The sequence below is a fragment of the Pseudomonas sp. PVC-3-1 genome (genome assembly GCF_057444315.1).
The window spans coordinates 5715914-5733245 of the sequence record NZ_CM172023.1; the positions used below are offsets into that span (position 1 = coordinate 5715914).

At 64.4% G+C, this 17332-nt stretch carries 16 protein-coding genes; 9 read left to right on the plus strand and 7 right to left on the minus strand.

Annotated elements, in window-relative coordinates; genetic code table 11:
* Positions 1–193 precede the first annotated feature (193 nt).
* Positions 194–1279 (minus strand): tartrate dehydrogenase, encoded by a 1086-nt coding sequence (locus tag AC2T4A_RS26280; RefSeq protein WP_486742155.1) that lies wholly within the window; start codon positions 1277–1279, stop codon positions 194–196.
* A gap of 101 nt (positions 1280–1380) precedes the next feature.
* Here AC2T4A_RS26280 and AC2T4A_RS26285 point away from each other — a divergent pair, with 101 nt between their 5' ends.
* A complete protein-coding gene (locus tag AC2T4A_RS26285) occupies positions 1381–2313 on the plus strand; it encodes a LysR substrate-binding domain-containing protein (RefSeq protein WP_486742156.1) in 933 nt (310 codons plus the stop codon).
* Positions 2314–2398: 85 nt separating this feature from the next.
* On the opposite strand, the gene AC2T4A_RS26290 is transcribed toward AC2T4A_RS26285, so the two are convergent.
* On the minus strand, positions 2399–3409 hold the full coding sequence (locus tag AC2T4A_RS26290) for an alpha/beta fold hydrolase (protein WP_416747913.1): 1011 nt from the start codon (positions 3407–3409) through the stop codon (positions 2399–2401).
* A gap of 213 nt (positions 3410–3622) precedes the next feature.
* Between AC2T4A_RS26290 and AC2T4A_RS26295 the strand changes: the two genes are divergently transcribed.
* Together AC2T4A_RS26295 and metR are read left to right on the plus strand one after the other, a co-directional pair.
* Positions 3623–4066 carry a CopD family copper resistance protein gene (locus AC2T4A_RS26295; RefSeq protein ID WP_486742157.1) on the plus strand — a complete coding sequence of 148 codons (444 nt, stop codon included), beginning with the start codon at positions 3623–3625 and terminating at the stop codon, positions 4064–4066.
* 101 nt (positions 4067–4167) lie between these two features.
* The gene (metR, locus tag AC2T4A_RS26300; protein WP_486742158.1) at positions 4168–5088 is read left to right on the plus strand and encodes a transcriptional regulator MetR; all 921 of its coding nucleotides are present in this window, start codon (positions 4168–4170) and stop codon (positions 5086–5088) included.
* 547 nt (positions 5089–5635) lie between these two features.
* Here metR and AC2T4A_RS26305 read toward each other — a convergent pair.
* The 3 genes from AC2T4A_RS26305 to AC2T4A_RS26315 all read right to left on the minus strand — a co-directional run bounded on the left by AC2T4A_RS26305 (position 5636) and on the right by AC2T4A_RS26315 (position 8644).
* Positions 5636–6280, minus strand: coding sequence for a glutathione S-transferase family protein (locus tag AC2T4A_RS26305; protein ID WP_416747907.1), 645 nt, complete (start codon positions 6278–6280; stop codon positions 5636–5638).
* Between the two features lie 57 nt (positions 6281–6337).
* Positions 6338–7660 carry an APC family permease gene (locus AC2T4A_RS26310; protein WP_416747905.1) on the minus strand — a complete coding sequence of 441 codons (1323 nt, stop codon included), beginning with the start codon at positions 7658–7660 and terminating at the stop codon, positions 6338–6340.
* 162 nt (positions 7661–7822) lie between these two features.
* Positions 7823–8644: a carbon-nitrogen hydrolase family protein gene (locus tag AC2T4A_RS26315; RefSeq protein ID WP_416747903.1), complete on the minus strand. Its 822-nt coding sequence runs from the start codon at positions 8642–8644 to the stop codon at positions 7823–7825.
* A 150-nt stretch (positions 8645–8794) separates the two neighbouring features.
* Between AC2T4A_RS26315 and AC2T4A_RS26320 the strand changes: the two genes are divergently transcribed.
* The 4 genes from AC2T4A_RS26320 (at position 8795) to AC2T4A_RS26335 (ending at position 14309) form a co-directional block, all read left to right on the plus strand.
* Complete coding sequence (locus AC2T4A_RS26320; RefSeq protein WP_416747901.1) at positions 8795–9574, plus strand: helix-turn-helix transcriptional regulator; 780 nt, start codon at positions 8795–8797, stop codon at positions 9572–9574.
* A 164-nt stretch (positions 9575–9738) separates the two neighbouring features.
* Positions 9739–11118 carry an L-serine ammonia-lyase gene (locus tag AC2T4A_RS26325; RefSeq protein WP_416747899.1) on the plus strand — a complete coding sequence of 460 codons (1380 nt, stop codon included), beginning with the start codon at positions 9739–9741 and terminating at the stop codon, positions 11116–11118.
* Positions 11119–11448: 330 nt separating this feature from the next.
* Positions 11449–13059 (plus strand): FMN-binding glutamate synthase family protein, encoded by a 1611-nt coding sequence (locus AC2T4A_RS26330; RefSeq protein ID WP_416747897.1) that lies wholly within the window; start codon positions 11449–11451, stop codon positions 13057–13059.
* A gap of 197 nt (positions 13060–13256) precedes the next feature.
* Positions 13257–14309 (plus strand): acyltransferase family protein, encoded by a 1053-nt coding sequence (locus tag AC2T4A_RS26335; protein ID WP_416748088.1) that lies wholly within the window; start codon positions 13257–13259, stop codon positions 14307–14309.
* Here the strand turns inward: AC2T4A_RS26335 and AC2T4A_RS26340 are convergent.
* Positions 14230–14664: a hypothetical protein gene (locus tag AC2T4A_RS26340; RefSeq protein WP_416747895.1), complete on the minus strand. Its 435-nt coding sequence runs from the start codon at positions 14662–14664 to the stop codon at positions 14230–14232. The genes AC2T4A_RS26335 and AC2T4A_RS26340 overlap by 80 nt on opposite strands.
* Positions 14665–14823: 159 nt before the next feature.
* Here AC2T4A_RS26340 and AC2T4A_RS26345 point away from each other — a divergent pair, with 159 nt between their 5' ends.
* Both AC2T4A_RS26345 and AC2T4A_RS26350 read left to right on the plus strand, forming a co-directional pair.
* Complete coding sequence (locus tag AC2T4A_RS26345; RefSeq protein ID WP_416747893.1) at positions 14824–15660, plus strand: AraC family transcriptional regulator; 837 nt, start codon at positions 14824–14826, stop codon at positions 15658–15660.
* Between the two features lie 52 nt (positions 15661–15712).
* Positions 15713–16321 (plus strand): LysE family translocator, encoded by a 609-nt coding sequence (locus tag AC2T4A_RS26350; RefSeq protein ID WP_416747891.1) that lies wholly within the window; start codon positions 15713–15715, stop codon positions 16319–16321.
* A gap of 4 nt (positions 16322–16325) precedes the next feature.
* Here the strand turns inward: AC2T4A_RS26350 and AC2T4A_RS26355 are convergent, their stop codons facing one another.
* The gene (locus AC2T4A_RS26355) at positions 16326–17234 is read right to left on the minus strand and encodes a LysR family transcriptional regulator (RefSeq protein ID WP_416748086.1); all 909 of its coding nucleotides are present in this window, start codon (positions 17232–17234) and stop codon (positions 16326–16328) included.
* Positions 17235–17332 lie beyond the last annotated feature (98 nt).

The window sequence follows — 17332 nt, forward strand, 5'->3', positions numbered from 1 at the left end:
CAGCGGATGAAGGATCAGCGAGCCGTTTGACTCTCTTTTAATTAACCATCAGTTAACAACTATCCATTGGTTAACAGTCTGCGATGAATCGACGCAGGGCGCAAGAGCTCTCCATCGCCTCGTGCTCTCCCCCTTGATGCCCGCAGCCATACAGCCACGGGCATTTCATGCGTGATCGCCACAGAGTCAGGATTTATCTGCTAACGATCTCGGCAATTGCCGTCCCCACCGCCTGGGTCGACAACTGCCCCCCCATGTCACGAGTGACCGCCCCCTGGGCGATGACCTGCTCGATGGCCGCCAGAATCTCGTCATGGGCGGCGCGGTAGCGCGCATCACCCTGACCAACGAAGTCGAGCATCAGAGCGCCGGACCAGATCATGGCGATAGGGTTGGCGATGTTCTGACCGAAGATGTCCGGCGCCGAGCCATGCACCGGTTCGAACAGCGAAGGGAATTTGCGTTCGGGGTTGAGGTTGGCCGAGGGGGCGATACCGATGGTGCCCGCGCAGGCCGGGCCGAGGTCGGAGAGGATGTCGCCAAACAGGTTGGAGGCCACCACCACATCGAAGCGTTCCGGCTGGAGAACGAAGCGGGCGCAGAGGATATCGATGTGCTGCTTGTCCCAGGTGATATCCGGATAGCTGGCGGCCATGGCGGCGGTGCGCTCGTCCCAGTACGGCATGCTCACCGCCATGCCGTTGGACTTGGTGGCAGAAGTCAGGCGCTTGCGCTCCCGGGTCTGCGCCAGGTCGAACGCGTACTTCAGAATGCGATCGACGCCGCGGCGGGTGAACACCGATTCCTGCAGGACGAACTCGTTCTCGGTACCCTCGAACATGCGGCCGCCCAGGGACGAATACTCGCCCTCGGTGTTCTCGCGAATCACCACGAAATCGATGTCGCCGGGCTTCTTCCCGGCCAACGGGCAGGGCACGCCGGGGAACAGGCGCACCGGGCGAATGTTCACGTACTGGTCGAAGTCGCGGCGGAACTTGAGCAGCGAACCCCAGAGGGAAATGTGGTCCGGCACCTTGTCCGGCCAACCGACCGCGCCAAAGAACAGCGCATCGAAGCCCTTGAGTTGCTCGAACCAGTCGTCCGGCATCATCTTGCCGTGCTCCAGGTAATAGTCGCAGCTGGCCCATTCGAAATGCTCGAACTCCAGCGCCAGGCCATGTTTGCGCGCGGCCGCCTGGACGACGCGCAAACCTTCGGGGAGGACTTCCTGGCCGATACCGTCTCCGGCAATGGCGGCGATTCTGTAGGTCTTGCTCATGGGGCACCTCGCAGGTCAGAAGAAAGAAGCAGCGCGGGCCATGCTATAAGTCGACGAAACAAACATAATCAGATCGACCGTTGATTCTTGAAACACGAAATGTGAACAATCTGCCGAACTTGGAAGACCTGCGGGTCTTCATCCATGTCACCCGCCGCTCCAGCTTCGCCGCCGCGGCCAGCGAGCTGGGCATGTCCGCCGCCTTCGTCAGCAAGCGCATCCGCCTGCTGGAAGAGGACCTCGGCGTGCGCCTGCTGCACCGCACCACCCGCCGGGTCTCGGTCAGCGAGGATGGCGAGCGGGTCTACCAGTGGGCGCTGCGCATCCTCGACTCGGTGCAGCGCATGGGCGATGACGTGTCAGCATTGCACCGAGAGCCCAGCGGCCAGCTGCGCATCGCCAGCAGCCTGGGACTGGGCCGCCGCTTCGTCGCCCCCGCCCTGTCGGAGCTCGCCACGCGCCACCCGCAACTGGATATCCGGCTGGATGTGCAGGACAGGCTGGTGGACCTGATCGGCGAAGGATTCGACCTGGACGTCAGGGTCGGCAACGAGATCGATCCGAACCTCATCGCCCGCCCCCTGGCGCGCAATCGCCGCGTACTCTGCGCCGCTCCCGCCTATCTGGAACGTCGCGGCACACCGCGCGCACTGGCGGAACTGGCAGGACACGATTGCCTGGTGATCAAGGAGCGCGACCACCCCTTCGGCATCTGGCACCTGCAAGGGCCGGACGGCGAGGAAAGCGTGAAGGTGACCGGGCCACTGTCATCCAACCATGGCGAAGTGGTTCATCAGTGGTGCATCGACGGGCGCGGCATCCTGCTGCGCTCCTGGTGGGATGTGCATGACAGCCTGGAGGACGGGCGCCTGGTGCAAGTGCTGCCGGAGTACCAGCAGCAGGCGGACATCTGGGCGGTGTACGCCGCGCCCCTGGCCAGCTCGGCCAAGGTGCGGGTGGCGGTGGAGTTCCTGCGACAGTATTTCGCTGAACGCTACAGCCTGCCGGAAGGCTTAATCTCACAGGGAGCGTAGGAGCGGACTCTGTCCGCGATCGATTTCGGACAGCTCCGAACTGGCGGGTTGCACATCGCGGACAGAGTCCGCTCCTACAAAAACATCAGAGCTGAGCGACGTGCCCACCACCCTGATGCTCACGCAGATAAGGCAGCACCGCCCCCAGCAGTGGCTCCTTGAAATCCTCCTGGAAGCGATGCGCCATCCCCGGAATCAGCTTGAGCACCGAACCACGGATATGCGCGGCCACGTGCACGCCGTGCATCACCGGCAGCAGCGGGTCCGCGGTGCCGTGGACGACCAGCGTTGGCACATTCAGGCGATTGAGCAACTCCACGCGGCTCGGTTCGGCGAGGATCGCCAGCATCTGCCGCTGTACGCCTTCGGGGTTGAAGGCGCGGTCGTAGGAGCGCGCCGCCTGTTCCAGCAATTGCTGGCGGTCGTCACGCACTTCCGGGCTGCCGAGGGCGGCCAACAGGTCAGCCTGCTGCTCGATGGCCTGCTCACGGCTGGCCGCTTCACGCCGCGCGAGCAGTCGCAGCAAGGATTCACTGGGCGCCGGCAGGCCTTCGGCGCCGGAACTGGTCATGACCAGGGTGAGGCTGATGACGCGATCCGGAGCGAGATCGGCCACGTGCTGGGCGATCATCCCCCCCATGCTTGCACCCAGCACATGGGCGCGCTCCACATGCAGGGCGTCCAGCAGATGCAGCGCGTCGCCGGCCATGTCGGTCAGGCTGTAGGGCGCGCTGACGGGCAGACCGAGCCGATAGCGAATCACTTCGTAGGTCAGGTTGCCGCTGGGTGCAGGTACGCGCCAGGAAGACAGGCCGACATCGCGGTTGTCGTAGCGGATCACCCGAAAACCCTGTTGGCAGAGCGCTTCGACTACTTCATCCGGCCAGTGGATGAGTTGACCGCCCAGGCCCATGACCAGTAGCAGCGTCGGGTCCTGGGGACGGCCGATGCTCTGGTAGGCCAGACGCACGTCGCCCAGATCGACCATTTCGGTCGGCACCCGCGCATCGCAACGATCCGCGGCAACGGCCCGATCGGCAATAGAGATGGAGGACAGGCCGCAGAACAGAGCGGCTGCCAGTAGAAAAGCACGCATGAGTGAAAATCCGGAACGCAAAACCCCAGTGGATAGCGATTCTGATGAATTTCCGACGTTCGCTCTGCCACAGCTCCGTGACAGTTTGATGAAAGGCGCCGAGCGGTCGCCAACGGCACTTCCCCACGCTTCCGGGGTTTCCCATGACAGGGATCAAGGGAGGCTGGCCCTGACAGTCGCGAAGATAGGAACCCCTCGCGCGGAAGTTTCGTCATGGCCTATCCCGCCCTGCTGGTGCTGCACCTGTTCGCTGCGATCATGTTCGTCGGCACGGTGTTCTTCGAGGTGCTTATCCTGGAGAGCGTGCACCAGCATGTGCCGGCGCGGGCGATGAGGATGGTGGAGGGCGCGCTGGGGCGTCGCCTGCGCCGGGTCATGCCTTGGGTGATCCTGACGCTCTTCGGCAGCGGCCTGGGCATGCTGCACCTGCGTTATGCGCCGCTGCTGGTCGATCCGCTGGCAACGTCCTTCGCCACTTTGCTCAGCCTCAAACTGTTGCTGGCCGCCAGCGTCCTAGGCCATTTCATCTTCGCCATGTACTCGTTTCGGGCAGGACGCATGAGCGGCCAGCGCTCGCGGCGTATTCACTACAGCGTGTTTGCCCATGTGGTACTGATCGTCCTGTTGGCCAAAGGCATGTTCTACCTGAGTTGGTGAGAGCCGGACTGGTGAAGCGCCAGCCGCCGACTTATCATGAGAGCAGCTCAATTGATCCGCCGTTTAATCAAGATTCCCTCATATTGAGGCGAGGCCGCGCCATGCTTGAACTCCGTCACCTGAAAACCCTGCATGCCCTGCGCGAAGCCGACAGCCTGGTGGAAGCCGCCGAACGCCTGCATCTCACGCAGTCCGCCCTGTCCCACCAGTTCAAGGAACTGGAGGAGCGCCTCGGCCTGTCCCTGTTCATCCGCAAGACCAAACCGGTGCGCTTCACCAGCGCCGGGCTGCGCCTGCTGCAACTGGCCGACGCCGTGCTGCCGCAACTGCGCGGCGCCGAACGCGACCTCGCGCGCCTGGCCGGCGGAACCGCCGGCCGCCTGCACATGGCCATCGAATGCCACAGCTGCTTCCAATGGCTGATGCCGACCATCGACCAGTTCCGCGACGCTTGGCCGGAAGTGGAACTGGACCTCGCTTCCGGTTTCTCCTTCGCCCCGCTGCCGGCCCTGGCCCGCGGCGACCTGGACCTGGTGGTGACTTCCGACCCGGTGGAAATCGCCGGCATTACCTACGTGCCGCTGTTCACCTACGAGGCACTGCTGGCGGTGGATAACCACCACGCGCTGGCCGGCAAGTCCTACATCGTCCCGGAAGAGTTGGCCAACCTGACACTGATCACCTACCCCATCGAACGTGATCGACTGGACATCTTCACCCGCTTCCTCGAGCCGGCCGACGTGGAGCCTGCGCAAGTACGCACCTCGGAACTGACGGTGATGATGATGCAGTTGGTGGCTTCCGGCCGCGGCGTCTGCAGCCTGCCCAACTGGGCGCTGCACGAATACAGCTCGCGGGGCTACGTGACTGCCAAGCGCCTGGGCGAGAAAGGCCTGTACTGCACCCTGTTCGCCGCTATCCGCGCGGACATGCTGGACGCGCCGTTCATGCGGGATTTCCTGCTGACAGCGAAGGACACCTCCTTTGCCACCTTGGAAGGTGTCAGCGCGGCCAAGAGCTGACAGTCGGTGCCTACGTTTCAGATAAATCACAGAATCTGACGTAAGCCTCACTGGCACCCGATGAACAAAGGCCGCAAGAGAAACACCCGTCCATAAAAAAGGCCCGCCATTGCTGGCGGGCCAAACGATAACGATTGACTAGTCGATCAATCATTAGGAGCACCCTGTAGGAACAGGGTGCGGGAAGCATGATCGGTAAGTTGACGGATTTATCCAAGCCCGCTCATCCGCGTAGGAATCGCCCTATGCACTTCTGAGACATCCGCCACATCCCGGTTTTGTTTTCCGACGCAAAGGGGAAGGGATAAAAAAGGCCCTTCCAGGTGGAAGGGCCTTGGGGGACATAACGCTCGTAGCGGCTTGTAGTAGTTATGGTTGCCGACGCCGCGCGATGGGGTGCGCTGCGTTGAATGGATCATTGACCAGCTCGGCCACATGGGAAATATGCCCACGCCGAAAAAGGAATTTTCCCAAGCATCTTGAGACTGTTTCCTCAAATTCTTCGCTTGGTCTCTCCTTTCGCAAACCTTCCGATACATCCCTCTGTTCAGGGCGCCTTCGCTTCAGCGGCCTTCAGATGCTCCTCCGCCCACTGCACGTCCCGCGCCCATACCCGCTGGAAGGACGGGCGAGAGGTGACCAGTTCCACGTAGCGTTCGAACACCGGCAGCTTGGGCACCACGCCGAAACCAATGGTCCAGCGCAGGGCCGCGCCCCACAGCACGTCGGCGGCGGTCATGCGGTTGCCCAGCAGGTAAGGCCCGGTTTCCAGCTGCTCGGCGAGGGCGCGCATCACACTGTCGTAATCGCCGTAGGGGCTCATGGCCGCTGGCGCGGGCTCGCGTTTCAGGGCGCGGTCGACGATGGCCGGCTCAAAGCTGGAGCCATAGAACACCAGCCAGCGCAGATAGGGGCCACGCAGCGGGTCGTCGAGAGCGGGAGCAAGGTTCGCTCGGGGGAAGAGGTCGGCAAGATAAATGAAGATGGCGCCCTGCTCGGTGACCAGCGATTCGCCGAGGCGGATCGCCGGGACCTTGCCCAGCGGGTTGAGCGCCAGATAGCCCGGCTTGCGCTGCTCGCCGGCCTTCATGTTGATCAGTTCGAGGTCGTACTCGGCGCCCAGTTCTTCCAGCAGCACCAGGGTGCCGCTGGAGCGAGTCTGGGGCGAATGGTAGAGAGTGAGGCGGGGCATGGCGGGATCTCCTCGGGCATCACGGCTCGGAGTCCCCAGCATAGCCCCGCGCGGGGCTCACGCCTCCTCGAAATGCATCTCCGGTGGTTGCTGGCGGAAGCCGCCGGTGATCACCGCCAGGTAGATCACGCCGAGCACCAGCCAGGTGGCGCCGAGCCAGATCGCCAGGTGGTCGAGGCTGACCATCAACCACAGGTCGGCAAGCAGGCCGATCAGCGGGAACAGCAGGAACAGCACCAGCTCGCGCAGGCCGCGACGCTCGGCGTTGAGGTAGTAGTGGAAGATCACCGAGAGGTTCACCAGGCTGAACGCCAGGAAGGCGCCGAAGTTGATGAACGAGGTGGAAGTGGTGACGTCCATGTGCAGCGCCAGCAGGGCCACCACGCCGCACAGGACGATGCTGTTCACCGGGGTTTCGAAACGTTTGCTGATGCGCCCGAAGAACGGGCGCGGCAGCACGCCGTCGCGGCCCATGGCGAACAGCAGGCGCGACGCGCTGGCCTGGGCCGACAGCCCGGAGGTGAACTGGCCGACGATCAGACCGATCAGGAAGAAGCTGACGAACAGGTCGCCACCGATGTTGCGGGCGATTTCATACGCGGCGGAATCGGCGTTCTGGAACTCCACCGACGGGTGTGCGAGCTGTACGAAGTAGCTGGCAGCGATGAAGATGCCGCCACCAATCAGGGTGATCAGCAGGATGGCGCGCGGAATGGTCTTGCGTGGCTCGTGGGTTTCTTCCGTCAGGGTACTGACCGCGTCGAAGCCCAGGAAGGAGTAACAGGCGATGGCCGCTCCGCCCATGATCAGCGGCAGCTGAGTGCCTTCCTTGAGGAAGGGTTCCAGGGTCCACAGCGGACGGCTGCCATCACCCATGACGTAGTGAATGGCCAGGCCGACGAAGGCGATCAGGACGAGGAACTGCACCAGCATCAGCACGCCGTTGATGTTCTTCGCCAGGCGCAGGCCGACCACGTTGATCGCGGTGGTCACGCCGATGAACGCCAGCACCCAGAGCGCCTGGGGCACCGCCGGAAACGCGGAGTGCAGGTAGGCCGCGCCGATCAGCCAGATGGCCATGGGCAGGAACAGGTAGTCCAGCAGCACGGCCCAGCCGGCGAGGAAGCCCAGTTTCGGGCTGATCGACTTGCGCACGTAGGTGTAGGCCGAGCCCGCCACCGGGAAGGCGGCAGCCATGCGCCCGTAGCTGAGCGCAGTGAACAGCATGGCCACGGAGGCGACGAGGTAGGCCGAGGGCACTACGCCGCGGGTGACGTCGGCGAGGATGCCGAAGGTACCGAGGACGATGATCGGGGTCATGTAGGCGATGCCGAACAGCACCACCGAACCCAGCGACAGGGTTCGTTTGAGTCGAGCCATTACTGCTTACTCCGCGTTGTGTTTGTTATGGCAGTACTAAGTTGCTGGCCTGCGCTCACCCGCAGGCCTCGCGGGCGCTCAGGTCGCCCGTCGAATGTGGAATAACGCTGTATCGGCGCAGCCCTGCGCCCCGGCATCCTTGCAGCGGTGCCGGAAGGGAACTCAGGCGGGAATGATCAGCTCGCGCAGGCCATCGTCGTGCTCGCGCATCTCGCCCGGCAGCACAAAGCGGCGCTCGGCCAGGTAGCTGTAGTCGCGACGCGATTGCGCCAGGCGCTCGAAATCCAGCTCGACGATCTGCCGGCACTCTTCGCGGCCGGCTTCGACGATCAGTTGGCCGTAGGGGTCGACCACCGCACTGCCGCCAGCGAACACCAGGCCGTCGTCACCTTCGCCGACGCGGTTGACCATCACGGCGTAGGCCTGGTTTTCCATGGCGCGGCCCATGATTGCGGTGCGGTGGGTCGGGCCGTACGGGTCCATGTTGCCGTTGGTCACGATGATCAGCTCGGCACCCAGTTGGCCCAGGGCTCGGGCAGACTCGGGGAACTCGATGTCAAAGCAGATCACAATGCCCACGCGGATGCCGTTCCACAGGCAAGTGGCGTAACGGTCGCCCGGGGTGAAGATGCCGCGGTCCGACGCCCACAGGTGCGTCTTGCGGTACTTCATGGCGATGCCTTCGGGGGTGATCAGCAGCGTGGTGTTGTAGAAGCGACCGTCCTCGGCGGCTTCGGCGAAGCCCACGGCGACGCTGATGTTCTTCTCCCGCACGGCGCGCTGTACTGCCTGGACGCTGGGGCCGTCCACCGGTTCGGCGATGGCGGCGATATTCTGCTCGGTGGGGAAGCCGGTCAGCTGGGTCTCGGGGAACACCACCAGTTGGGTGTCGTCGGCGCAGGCGTGGATGGCCTCCAGGGTGCGGGCCAGGTTCCAGGCCACGTCGCCATCACGGCCGGCGAGTTGGACGAGTTCTACTTTCATGGGGCTTCCTCGGATTCTTGTATTCCAGTGACCGCGCAACGCAAAAGGGTCAAAATGCGCACCGCGCCGGCTCAAGGCATCCACCGAGTATGCCGGGCGTGCCATCACCGGGTAATTACGCCCGCGTGGTAACCCATCGGGGGTAGAGTCATGAGCCTTTCCCTTCAGGATATCGCCTGGCATCGTTCGGTCGGGCAGCTGATCGAGGCACTGGACAAGCCAACTTTCTGGACCTCGCTGGTGCGTCTGCTGGGCCAGTATGTGCCCTTCGACAGCTGGGTCGTGCTGCTTTTCAGCGATGGCCGGCCACAAGTGTTCGCCGAATGTCCCGGCGAGGACGGTGGCCCGGATTCGCTGTTCCAGGACTACCTCAAGGGCCTCTACCTGCTTGACCCGTTCTACATCGCCAGCCGCGAGGCGCCCGGCAGCGGGCTGTTCCGGCTCGATGACGTGGCGCCGGAGATGTTCGAGCAGACCGACTACTACCAGCGCTACTTCAGCCTCAACGTGGTGGCCGATGAGGTGCAGATCAACGTGCAGCTCGACGGCGAGCGGACCCTTTGCTGCTCAGTGGGCAGCAAGGGCCGCTTCACCCCGGAGCAGATCGCCCTGCTCGCGCTGGTGCAACCCTGGGTTGCCGGACTGATGCGCCAACGCATGGCCTTCGAGCGCGAAGTGCAGGAAGCGCCCCCGCCGCCGCGCTGGCAGAACCGCCTGGAGTCCACCGCGCAGCAGATGGAAACCCCGCTCACCGCCCGCGAGCTGGAAGTCGGCCGGTTGATGCTCAGCGGCTGCTCCAGCAAGGAAATCGCCCGCAAACTGGCGATCTCCGCAGAGACGGTGAAGGTCCACCGCAAGCACATGTACGCCAAGCTTGGGATCAAGTCGCAGTCGGAGCTGTTCTCGCTGTTCCTGCAGGCGCAGGGCTAGAGCCGCTTTTGTAGGAGCGAGCTTGCTCGCGAACCGTGCAGCACTGGAGCCGCCGGCGAACTCGTTCGCGAGCAAGCTCGCTCCTACAGTGAATGTCCAGCCGCCGAGCGGTCGGTGAGCATTCGAGGCTTCATGGGTCCATGCTGAAGGTAGGAGGAATCCCCATGAGCCTCAGCGTCTTCGACATGTTCAAGCCCGGTGTCGGGCCATCCAGTTCCCATACGGTGGGGCCCATGCGCGCCACCCGCGAGTTCGTCGACCGCTTGCGCGACGCCGATCTGCTGCCGCACACCGCCGCCGTGGAAGTGCACCTCTACGGCTCCCTCAGCGCCACCGGCAAGGGCCACGCCACCGACCGCGCCTGCCTGATCGGCCTGCTCGGCATCGACCCGGCCGAAGCCGATCCCGCCACCCTCGCCCCGCAGGTGGACGACATCCTGCTGCGCCATCGCCTGCGCCTGGGTGGCGTGCAGGAGATCGACTTCGACCCGGCGCGCCAGTTGGTCTTTCACGATGACAGCCTGCCCGCCCATCCCAATGGCCTGCACCTGCGCGCGCTGGATGAACAGGGCGAGTTGCTGGCCGAGCGCGTCTGCTACTCGGTCGGCGGCGGCTTCGTAGTGGACCAGGCGGACTTCAACACCGACCGCGCCCTGCCCGACAGCCCCATGCCCTACCCCTTCCACAGTGCCGAGGAATTGCTGCGCCTGTGCCACGAGCACGGCTTCAAGCGCATCAGCGATCTGATGTGGGCGAACGAGCTGGCGGTGCGCAGCGAGGCGGAAATCCACGCCGGCCTGGCGCATATCTGGGAGGAAATGCAGGCCTGCGTGAACCGCGGCCTGGAAACCGAAGGCACACTGCCAGGTGGCCTCAAGGTGCGCCGTCGTGCGCCCATGCTCTATCGCCGGCTGAACGAGGCGGACAGCGGCAACCTGATCGCCACCACCCTCGGGGCCATGGACTGGGTGGACCTCTGGGCACTGGCAGTCAATGAGGAAAACGCCGCCGGCGGACGCGTGGTGACCGCACCCACCAACGGCGCGGCCGGCATAGTCCCGGCGGTGCTGCACTACTACGCGCGCTATGACAGCAACGCCAACGCGCAAAGCATCGAGCGCTACCTGCTGACCGCCGCCGCCATCGGCATCCTGTGCAAGCTCAACGCCTCCATCTCCGGTGCCGAAGTCGGTTGCCAGGGCGAAGTGGGTTCGGCCTGCGCCATGGCCGCCGGTGGACTGGCGGAAGTCCTGGGAGGCAGCCTCGAGCAGGTGGAAAACGCCGCCGAGATCGGCCTGGAGCACAACCTCGGGCTGACCTGCGACCCGGTCGCCGGACTGGTGCAGGTGCCTTGCATCGAGCGCAACGCCATGGCCTCGCTCAAGGCCATCAACGCCGCCCAACTCGCCCTGCGCGGTGATGGCCAGCACCTGGTCAGCCTCGACAAGGCCATCGACACCCTGCGCGATACCGGGCGCGACATGATGGACAAGTACAAGGAGACGGCGAAGGGCGGGTTGGCGGTGAATGTGATTGCCTGTTAGCCCGAGTGAATGGTGGTTCGCGAGCAAGCTCGCTCCTACGAAGAGCGCACCGGCTTCAGTCCTGTAGGAGCGAGCTTGCTCGCGAACAGCCCGGACACATGACTCCTTGCACCGCCCGAAACAAGCTTTCTCAGCCCCCGAGAAAATCGTTAGCTAGCTTTCTTTTTCCATCGCTTCGGGCTACCGTCGATGCCCGCCAGAACTAGAACGACTTCCGAAAGTCCGCCGCATTGACCTTTGCCCAGGCACGTTCGCGTGATGCCTGCCATGCTCTGTGGCGGCCCTTTCGGCCAACCTGACCGTGATCAAAGCCTGACGACTGGAGATTCCATGAACCTGTCGCTCCTAAGCCGCTATGCCTTTTTTGCCGCTTGCGTCCTGTTCACCGTGCTCAGCCTGCCCTTCCTCGGGCATGACTGGGTGTGGCCCTTCACCCTCACCACCCTTGCCCTGAGCGTGCTCGGGGTCTTCGACCTGCTGCAGGAGCGCCATGCGGTACGGCGCAATTACCCGGTCCTGGGCAACATCCGCTACCTGGTGGAAGCCATCCGCCCGGAGATCCGCCAGTACCTGCTCGAAGGCGACCAGGAGGCCCTGCCCTTCTCCCGCGCCCAGCGCGCCCTGGTGTACTCGCGGGCAAAGAACGAGACCGCCGACAAGCCCTTCGGCACCCTGATCGACGTCTATCAGTCGGGCTTCGAGTTCATCGCCCACTCCATCCGCCCCGCGCCGGTGGCGGACCCGTGCACCTTCCGCGTCACCGTCGGCGGCCCGGAGTGCAAGCAGCCCTACTCCATCTCGGTGTTCAACATCTCGGCGATGAGCTTCGGCTCGCTCAGCGCCAACGCCATCCGCGCGCTGAACAAGGGCGCCAAGCTCGGCGGCTTCATCCATGACACCGGCGAAGGCAGCATCAGCCCCTACCACCGCGAATACGGCGGCGACCTGACCTGGGAACTGGGCAGCGGCTACTTCGGCTGCCGCAACGACGACGGTAGCTTCAGCCCCGAGCGCTTCGCCAAGCAGGCAGTCGACCCGCAGGTGAAGATGATCGAGATCAAGCTCAGCCAGGGCGCCAAGCCCGGCCATGGCGGCATCCTGCCCAAGCACAAGGTGACCCCGGAAATCGCCGCCACCCGTGGCGTGCCCATGGGCCAGGATTGCATCTCGCCCTCCTCCCACAGCGCCTTCGACTCGCCCCACGGACTGCTCGACTTCATTGTCCAGTTGCGCGCGCTTTCCGGTGGCAAGCCAGTGGGCTTCAAGCTGTGCATCGGCCATCCGTGGGAGTTCATGAGCATTGCCAAGGCCATGCACGAAACCGGCATCCTCCCCGACTTCATCGTCGTCGACGGCAAGGAAGGCGGCACCGGTGCGGCACCGCTGGAGTTCACCGACCACATGGGCCTGCCGATGCGCGAGGGCCTGCTGTTCGTGCACAACACCCTGGTCGGCCTGAACCTGCGCGACAAGATCCGCATCGGCGCCAGCGGCAAGATCGTCAGCGCCTTCGACATCGCCAGCGTGCTGGCCATGGGCGCCGACTGGGCCAACTCGGCGCGCGGCTTCATGTTCGCCATCGGCTGCATCCAGTCGCAGTCCTGCCACACCAACAAATGCCCCACCGGCGTCGCCACCCAGGACCCGCTGCGCCAGCGCGCCCTGGTGGTGCCGGACAAGGCCGAGCGCGTCTACCACTTCCACCGCAACACGCTCAAGGGCCTGGCGGAGATGATCGCCGCCGCCGGCATCCAGCACCCGTCGCAGCTGGAAGCCAAGCACCTGGTACGTCGTGTCTCCGCCACGGAGATCCGCCTGTTCTCGCACCTGCACTACTTCCTCAAACCCGGCGAACTGCTCTCGGGCAACATCGAAGGCGAGTTCTACGAGCGCATCTGGCGCATGGCGCGCAGCGACAGCTTCGAGGCCGCAGCGGGCTGATTCCACGCGATACATCCTTGGTGACTGTCCCTGCCGGCCAACCGGCCAGGGGCAGTTCCACCTCCCGTGACGTATTCGTCGGCGCTGAATGAGGCGTCGTCATCGCGCCCACTGTACGGCGGTATAGGGGAGCCTGTTCTTCGACGGTAAAGCGTCGTAATTTAGCTGCAAAAATTACAGGGATGCTGGGGGCTTGGGTGGGGGCGTATCGTCTGTTGTTGGCCGTTCTGGTGGCCGTTTCCCATTTGGGAAAAACCTTTGCCGGCTTGAACCCGGGCGTGGTCGCGGTGATTTCGTTCCTTCTGATCAGCGGCTTCGTAATGACCTCGCTGATCGAGCGTAACTACGCCTCCTTGGATAAAGTCGGCCTGTTCTACCTGGACCGGGCGATGCGGCTATATCCCCAGTTCATTCTCTACTTCGCAAGTGCTTGCCTGGCCATCCACTTCCTCCTTCCCGACACACCCCAGGCAGCCGAGCTGACGCTCGGAAACATGGCCGCAAGCATCGCCATGGTGCCGCTGGGTTTCTACATGTTCGGAGCTGCAAGCCCAGACATCCTGCCGCCGGCATGGTCACTGGGATTGGAGGCGTGTTTTTACCTGGCCATCCCTTTCCTGATCATTTACAGGCTACGCGGTGTTGCGTTTTCGCTATCGGTCGGCGTCTTCCTCGTCGCGTGCCTGGGTTACGTCAACACGGACAATTACGGATACCGGCTTCTGCCCGGCGTACTGTTCATATTCCTCTGCGGCAGCTACCTGTACAAAGCACGGGCCAAGGGTCTGATCATTGCAGCTTGCACCGCCGTCGCGGCAGCGCTGATGTTCGCGGCGATCATGACTGGAATTATCGAGCGTCGGCCATTCAATGCCGAAGTGAGCGCCGGCATCGCACTGGGCATCCCGGCCGTCTATCTGCTGACGAAATTCCCATTCCATTCGATCGACGAGTTCCTCGGAAACATCAGTTACGGCGTATTCCTCAACCACTTCGTGGTCATTTACATCCTGCGGGCGTTCTGGCCAATCAGCTATTCGGACTACATCGTTCCAGCGGTGCTGGTGTTTTCCTTCCTGCTCAGTGGCGTGTCGTACTACTACGTCGAACGCCCCGCGCTGACGCTCCGCCATGCACTGCGCAGGGGCACAACTCGCAAGCAGCAGCCCCTCAGTTCTCCAGCCGCCCCCACACCTGCGCCAGCCCTAGCAGATGCATCAGCGCAAACCCCAGGCAAATTGCCGAGCTGACGTAGATGAAGCGCTGGCTGCGCCCGGTGCCCTTGAGAATGAGCGGGCCGGCCACGCCGCGCAGCAGGTAGATCAGCGAGATCGCCGCCAGCGCCGGGCGCAGCAATGGCAGCGGCCTCAACACTCCGGCTGCGGAGAGCGCATAGGCGGACCAGATGAACAGCACGAAGGCGATGCCGAAGGTGATCAGGGCCGGATAAAGCCGCCCGGCTTCGGCGGCCCGGGCGAGCCTTTCGCCAGCGCCGAACAGCCGGTACCAGCGCGGCCCGACCAGCACCACGCCGACATGCAGCGCCCCTGCGATGGCGCTGAGCGCCGCGGCGATGATCAATGCCAGGTTGTAGTCCTGCCCCATGAACGGCTCCCTCCTGGAGTGTGGCGATGTGCGCAAGAAGCAATCATATCGTCAGCGTCGACGAAGCATGCGAGTCGACCATCGGCTGCACGAATCTTCCAGACAGCCACTCCACGCGCGGTATGCTGGCCGACCGGGCAAGCGGTGCGGAGGCGGCCCATGCACAAAGACAACTGGATCGACCTGCTACAGGATGCCGACACCGGCATCCAGAGCCTGCGCGCGCACTTCAAGGGCCACGCCTACGACCCGCACTGGCACGACAGCTACCTGATCGGCTACACCGAGTCCGGTGTGCAGCAGTTCCGCAGCCGCAACCAGCGCTACGTCAGCACCACCGGCAAGGTGTTCTTCCTCGAGCCCGGCGACATCCACGACGGCGATGCCCCCACCGAGGGCGGCTTCACCTACCGCACCCTCTATCTCGACGCCCCCTGGCTGGAGCGGGAGATCGCCACGCTGTTCGAAGAGGCGCCGGGCAACTGCCAGCTGGCCGTGCCTGAGTTGCTGATCGACGACCCGCAACTGGCGCGGCGCATCGACAATGCCTTCCAGGCGGTGCACGGCAACGACCTGAAGATCGTCCGGCAGAGCGCCCTCGATGACCTGCTCGACGGCATGACCTGCCACCTGCACTGGCGCAAGCGCGGCGCCACGCAAGCGCACCTGCCGCTGGTGGCGCAGCGTGCGCGGGATTATCTGCACGCCAACCTGACCACCGATATCGGCCTCGATGACGTGGCGCGCGCCAGCGGCTGCGACCGTTTCCGCCTGACCCGCGCGTTCAAGCAGGCCTTCGGCCTGCCGCCCTACGCTTACCTGATCCAGCTGCGCCTGGCCCGTGCGCGGCAGTTGCTTGGCCGCGGCCTGGCGCCCGCCGACATCGCCGCCGACCTCGGCTTCGCCGACCAGAGCCATCTCGGCCGCTGGTTCCGACGCGCCTATGGCGTCACCCCCGCTTACTACCGCAAGCGCTGCTCAAAGCTTCCAGACTGAACCCGCCGTGCTGGCGAAGATGAACTCCCACGGATTCACCGGAGTTCCCGCCATGCACTTCTCGCAGCTCGGCCAATGGCTGCCCTTCATCCTCTTCGCCTTCGTCGCTTCGATCACACCAGGGCCGACCAACCTGCTGATCTTCAGCAACAGCGCGCGCTTCGGCTGGGGCGCCGCATTGCCGATCATGTTCGGCGGTTGCGCGGCCGCCGCCGCACTGGTGCTGGCGGTGGGCAGCGGCCTGGGCGAAGTGCTGGCCAGCCGGCCGCACGTGCAGCAGGCGATGAGCGTCGTCGGCGTGCTCTGGCTGAGCTGGCTGGCGTGGCAGATTTTCCGCAGCCCGCCAGCGGACCTGGAACGCGACGGCGATGCCGCGCGCCTGGGAGCGGTCGGCGCCGCTGCGCTGCAACTGGTCAACCCGAAGACCTGGATGATGGCGCTGGCGGTGATCAGCGTTTACGCCGGCCACGGTGTCGATCGGCTGGACCGCGTGCAGTTGCTGTCGCTGCTGTTCTTCCTCGTGTCGATTCCCTGCACGGCCGTCTGGGCCGGCCTGGGCATCGGCAGCCAGCGCCTGCTTTCGCCCACGCAGATGCAGCGGCTCAACCAGCTGATGGCAGCCCTGTTGCTGGTGTCGGCCTGGGCCGGGGCGCTGCTCTAGGAACTCAAAGGATGCCGTCGCGTCGCAAGTATTCGCGCAGGTGCTCGATGAACGCGTGGATCTTGCGCGTCGCCCGCCGGTTGCTCGGGTAGACCGCCAGGATCTGCGCACCGAAGGTATCGGGCTCAAAGAAGTAGTCGTCCAGGACCGTCACCAGCCGCCCGCTGCGCAAGTGCTCCAGCACGCTCCAGCGCGGGCAAGGCAGCAGGCCGTGACCGGCGAGGCAGGCGGTCAGCAGCACCGCCTGGTTATCGCTGTTCAGGCGGCCGGTGCGCGGAGTGGAAAAGCGCTCGCCCTCCACATCGAACCACCAGCGGTCATCCAGCGCCGGATGGCGATAGACTAGGCAGTCGTGCTCTGGAATCTCGCTGGGGTGACGGGGCGTACCGCGCCGCTCCAGATAGGCCGGGCTGGCGCACATGGCCAGGCGACTCTCGGCCAGCGGCTGGGCGATCAGCCCCGGCAGGTCACTGTTGCCCATGCGCAGGGCGAGGTCGTAGCGGCCGTCGAGCAGGTCGACGTAGCTGTCGGAGAGGTCCACCTGCAGGCGCACGTCCGGATGCAGGTCGAGGAACTCCGCGCAGGCCTGGTCGAGAAACACCGGGCCGACGATCAGCGGCCCGGTTATGCGCAGCACGCCACGCAGGCTGTGCTGCAACTGGGCGATCTCCTCGGTGGTTTCACGCATCCGCGCCAGCACCTCGCGGGCGCCGTCCAGATAGAGCTGGCCGGCTTCGGTCAGCGACATGCTGCGCGTGGTGCGCTCGAACAGGCGCGCGCCGACTTCGATCTCCAACTGGCCGACCGCCTTGGTCACCGCCGAGGGTGTCTTGCCCAGTTGCTCGGCGGCGCGGCTGAAACTGCCGGTCTCGGCGCTGGCCACGAACATTGCCAGGCTGCTGAATCTGTCCATCGTCATTCGTGCCAATCCTTCACAAGTGTTATGCCCATTGGCGACTTCCGCGCGACTCCGTCCGCCAGTAGCCTGCGCCGCAGACCAACAATAATCCA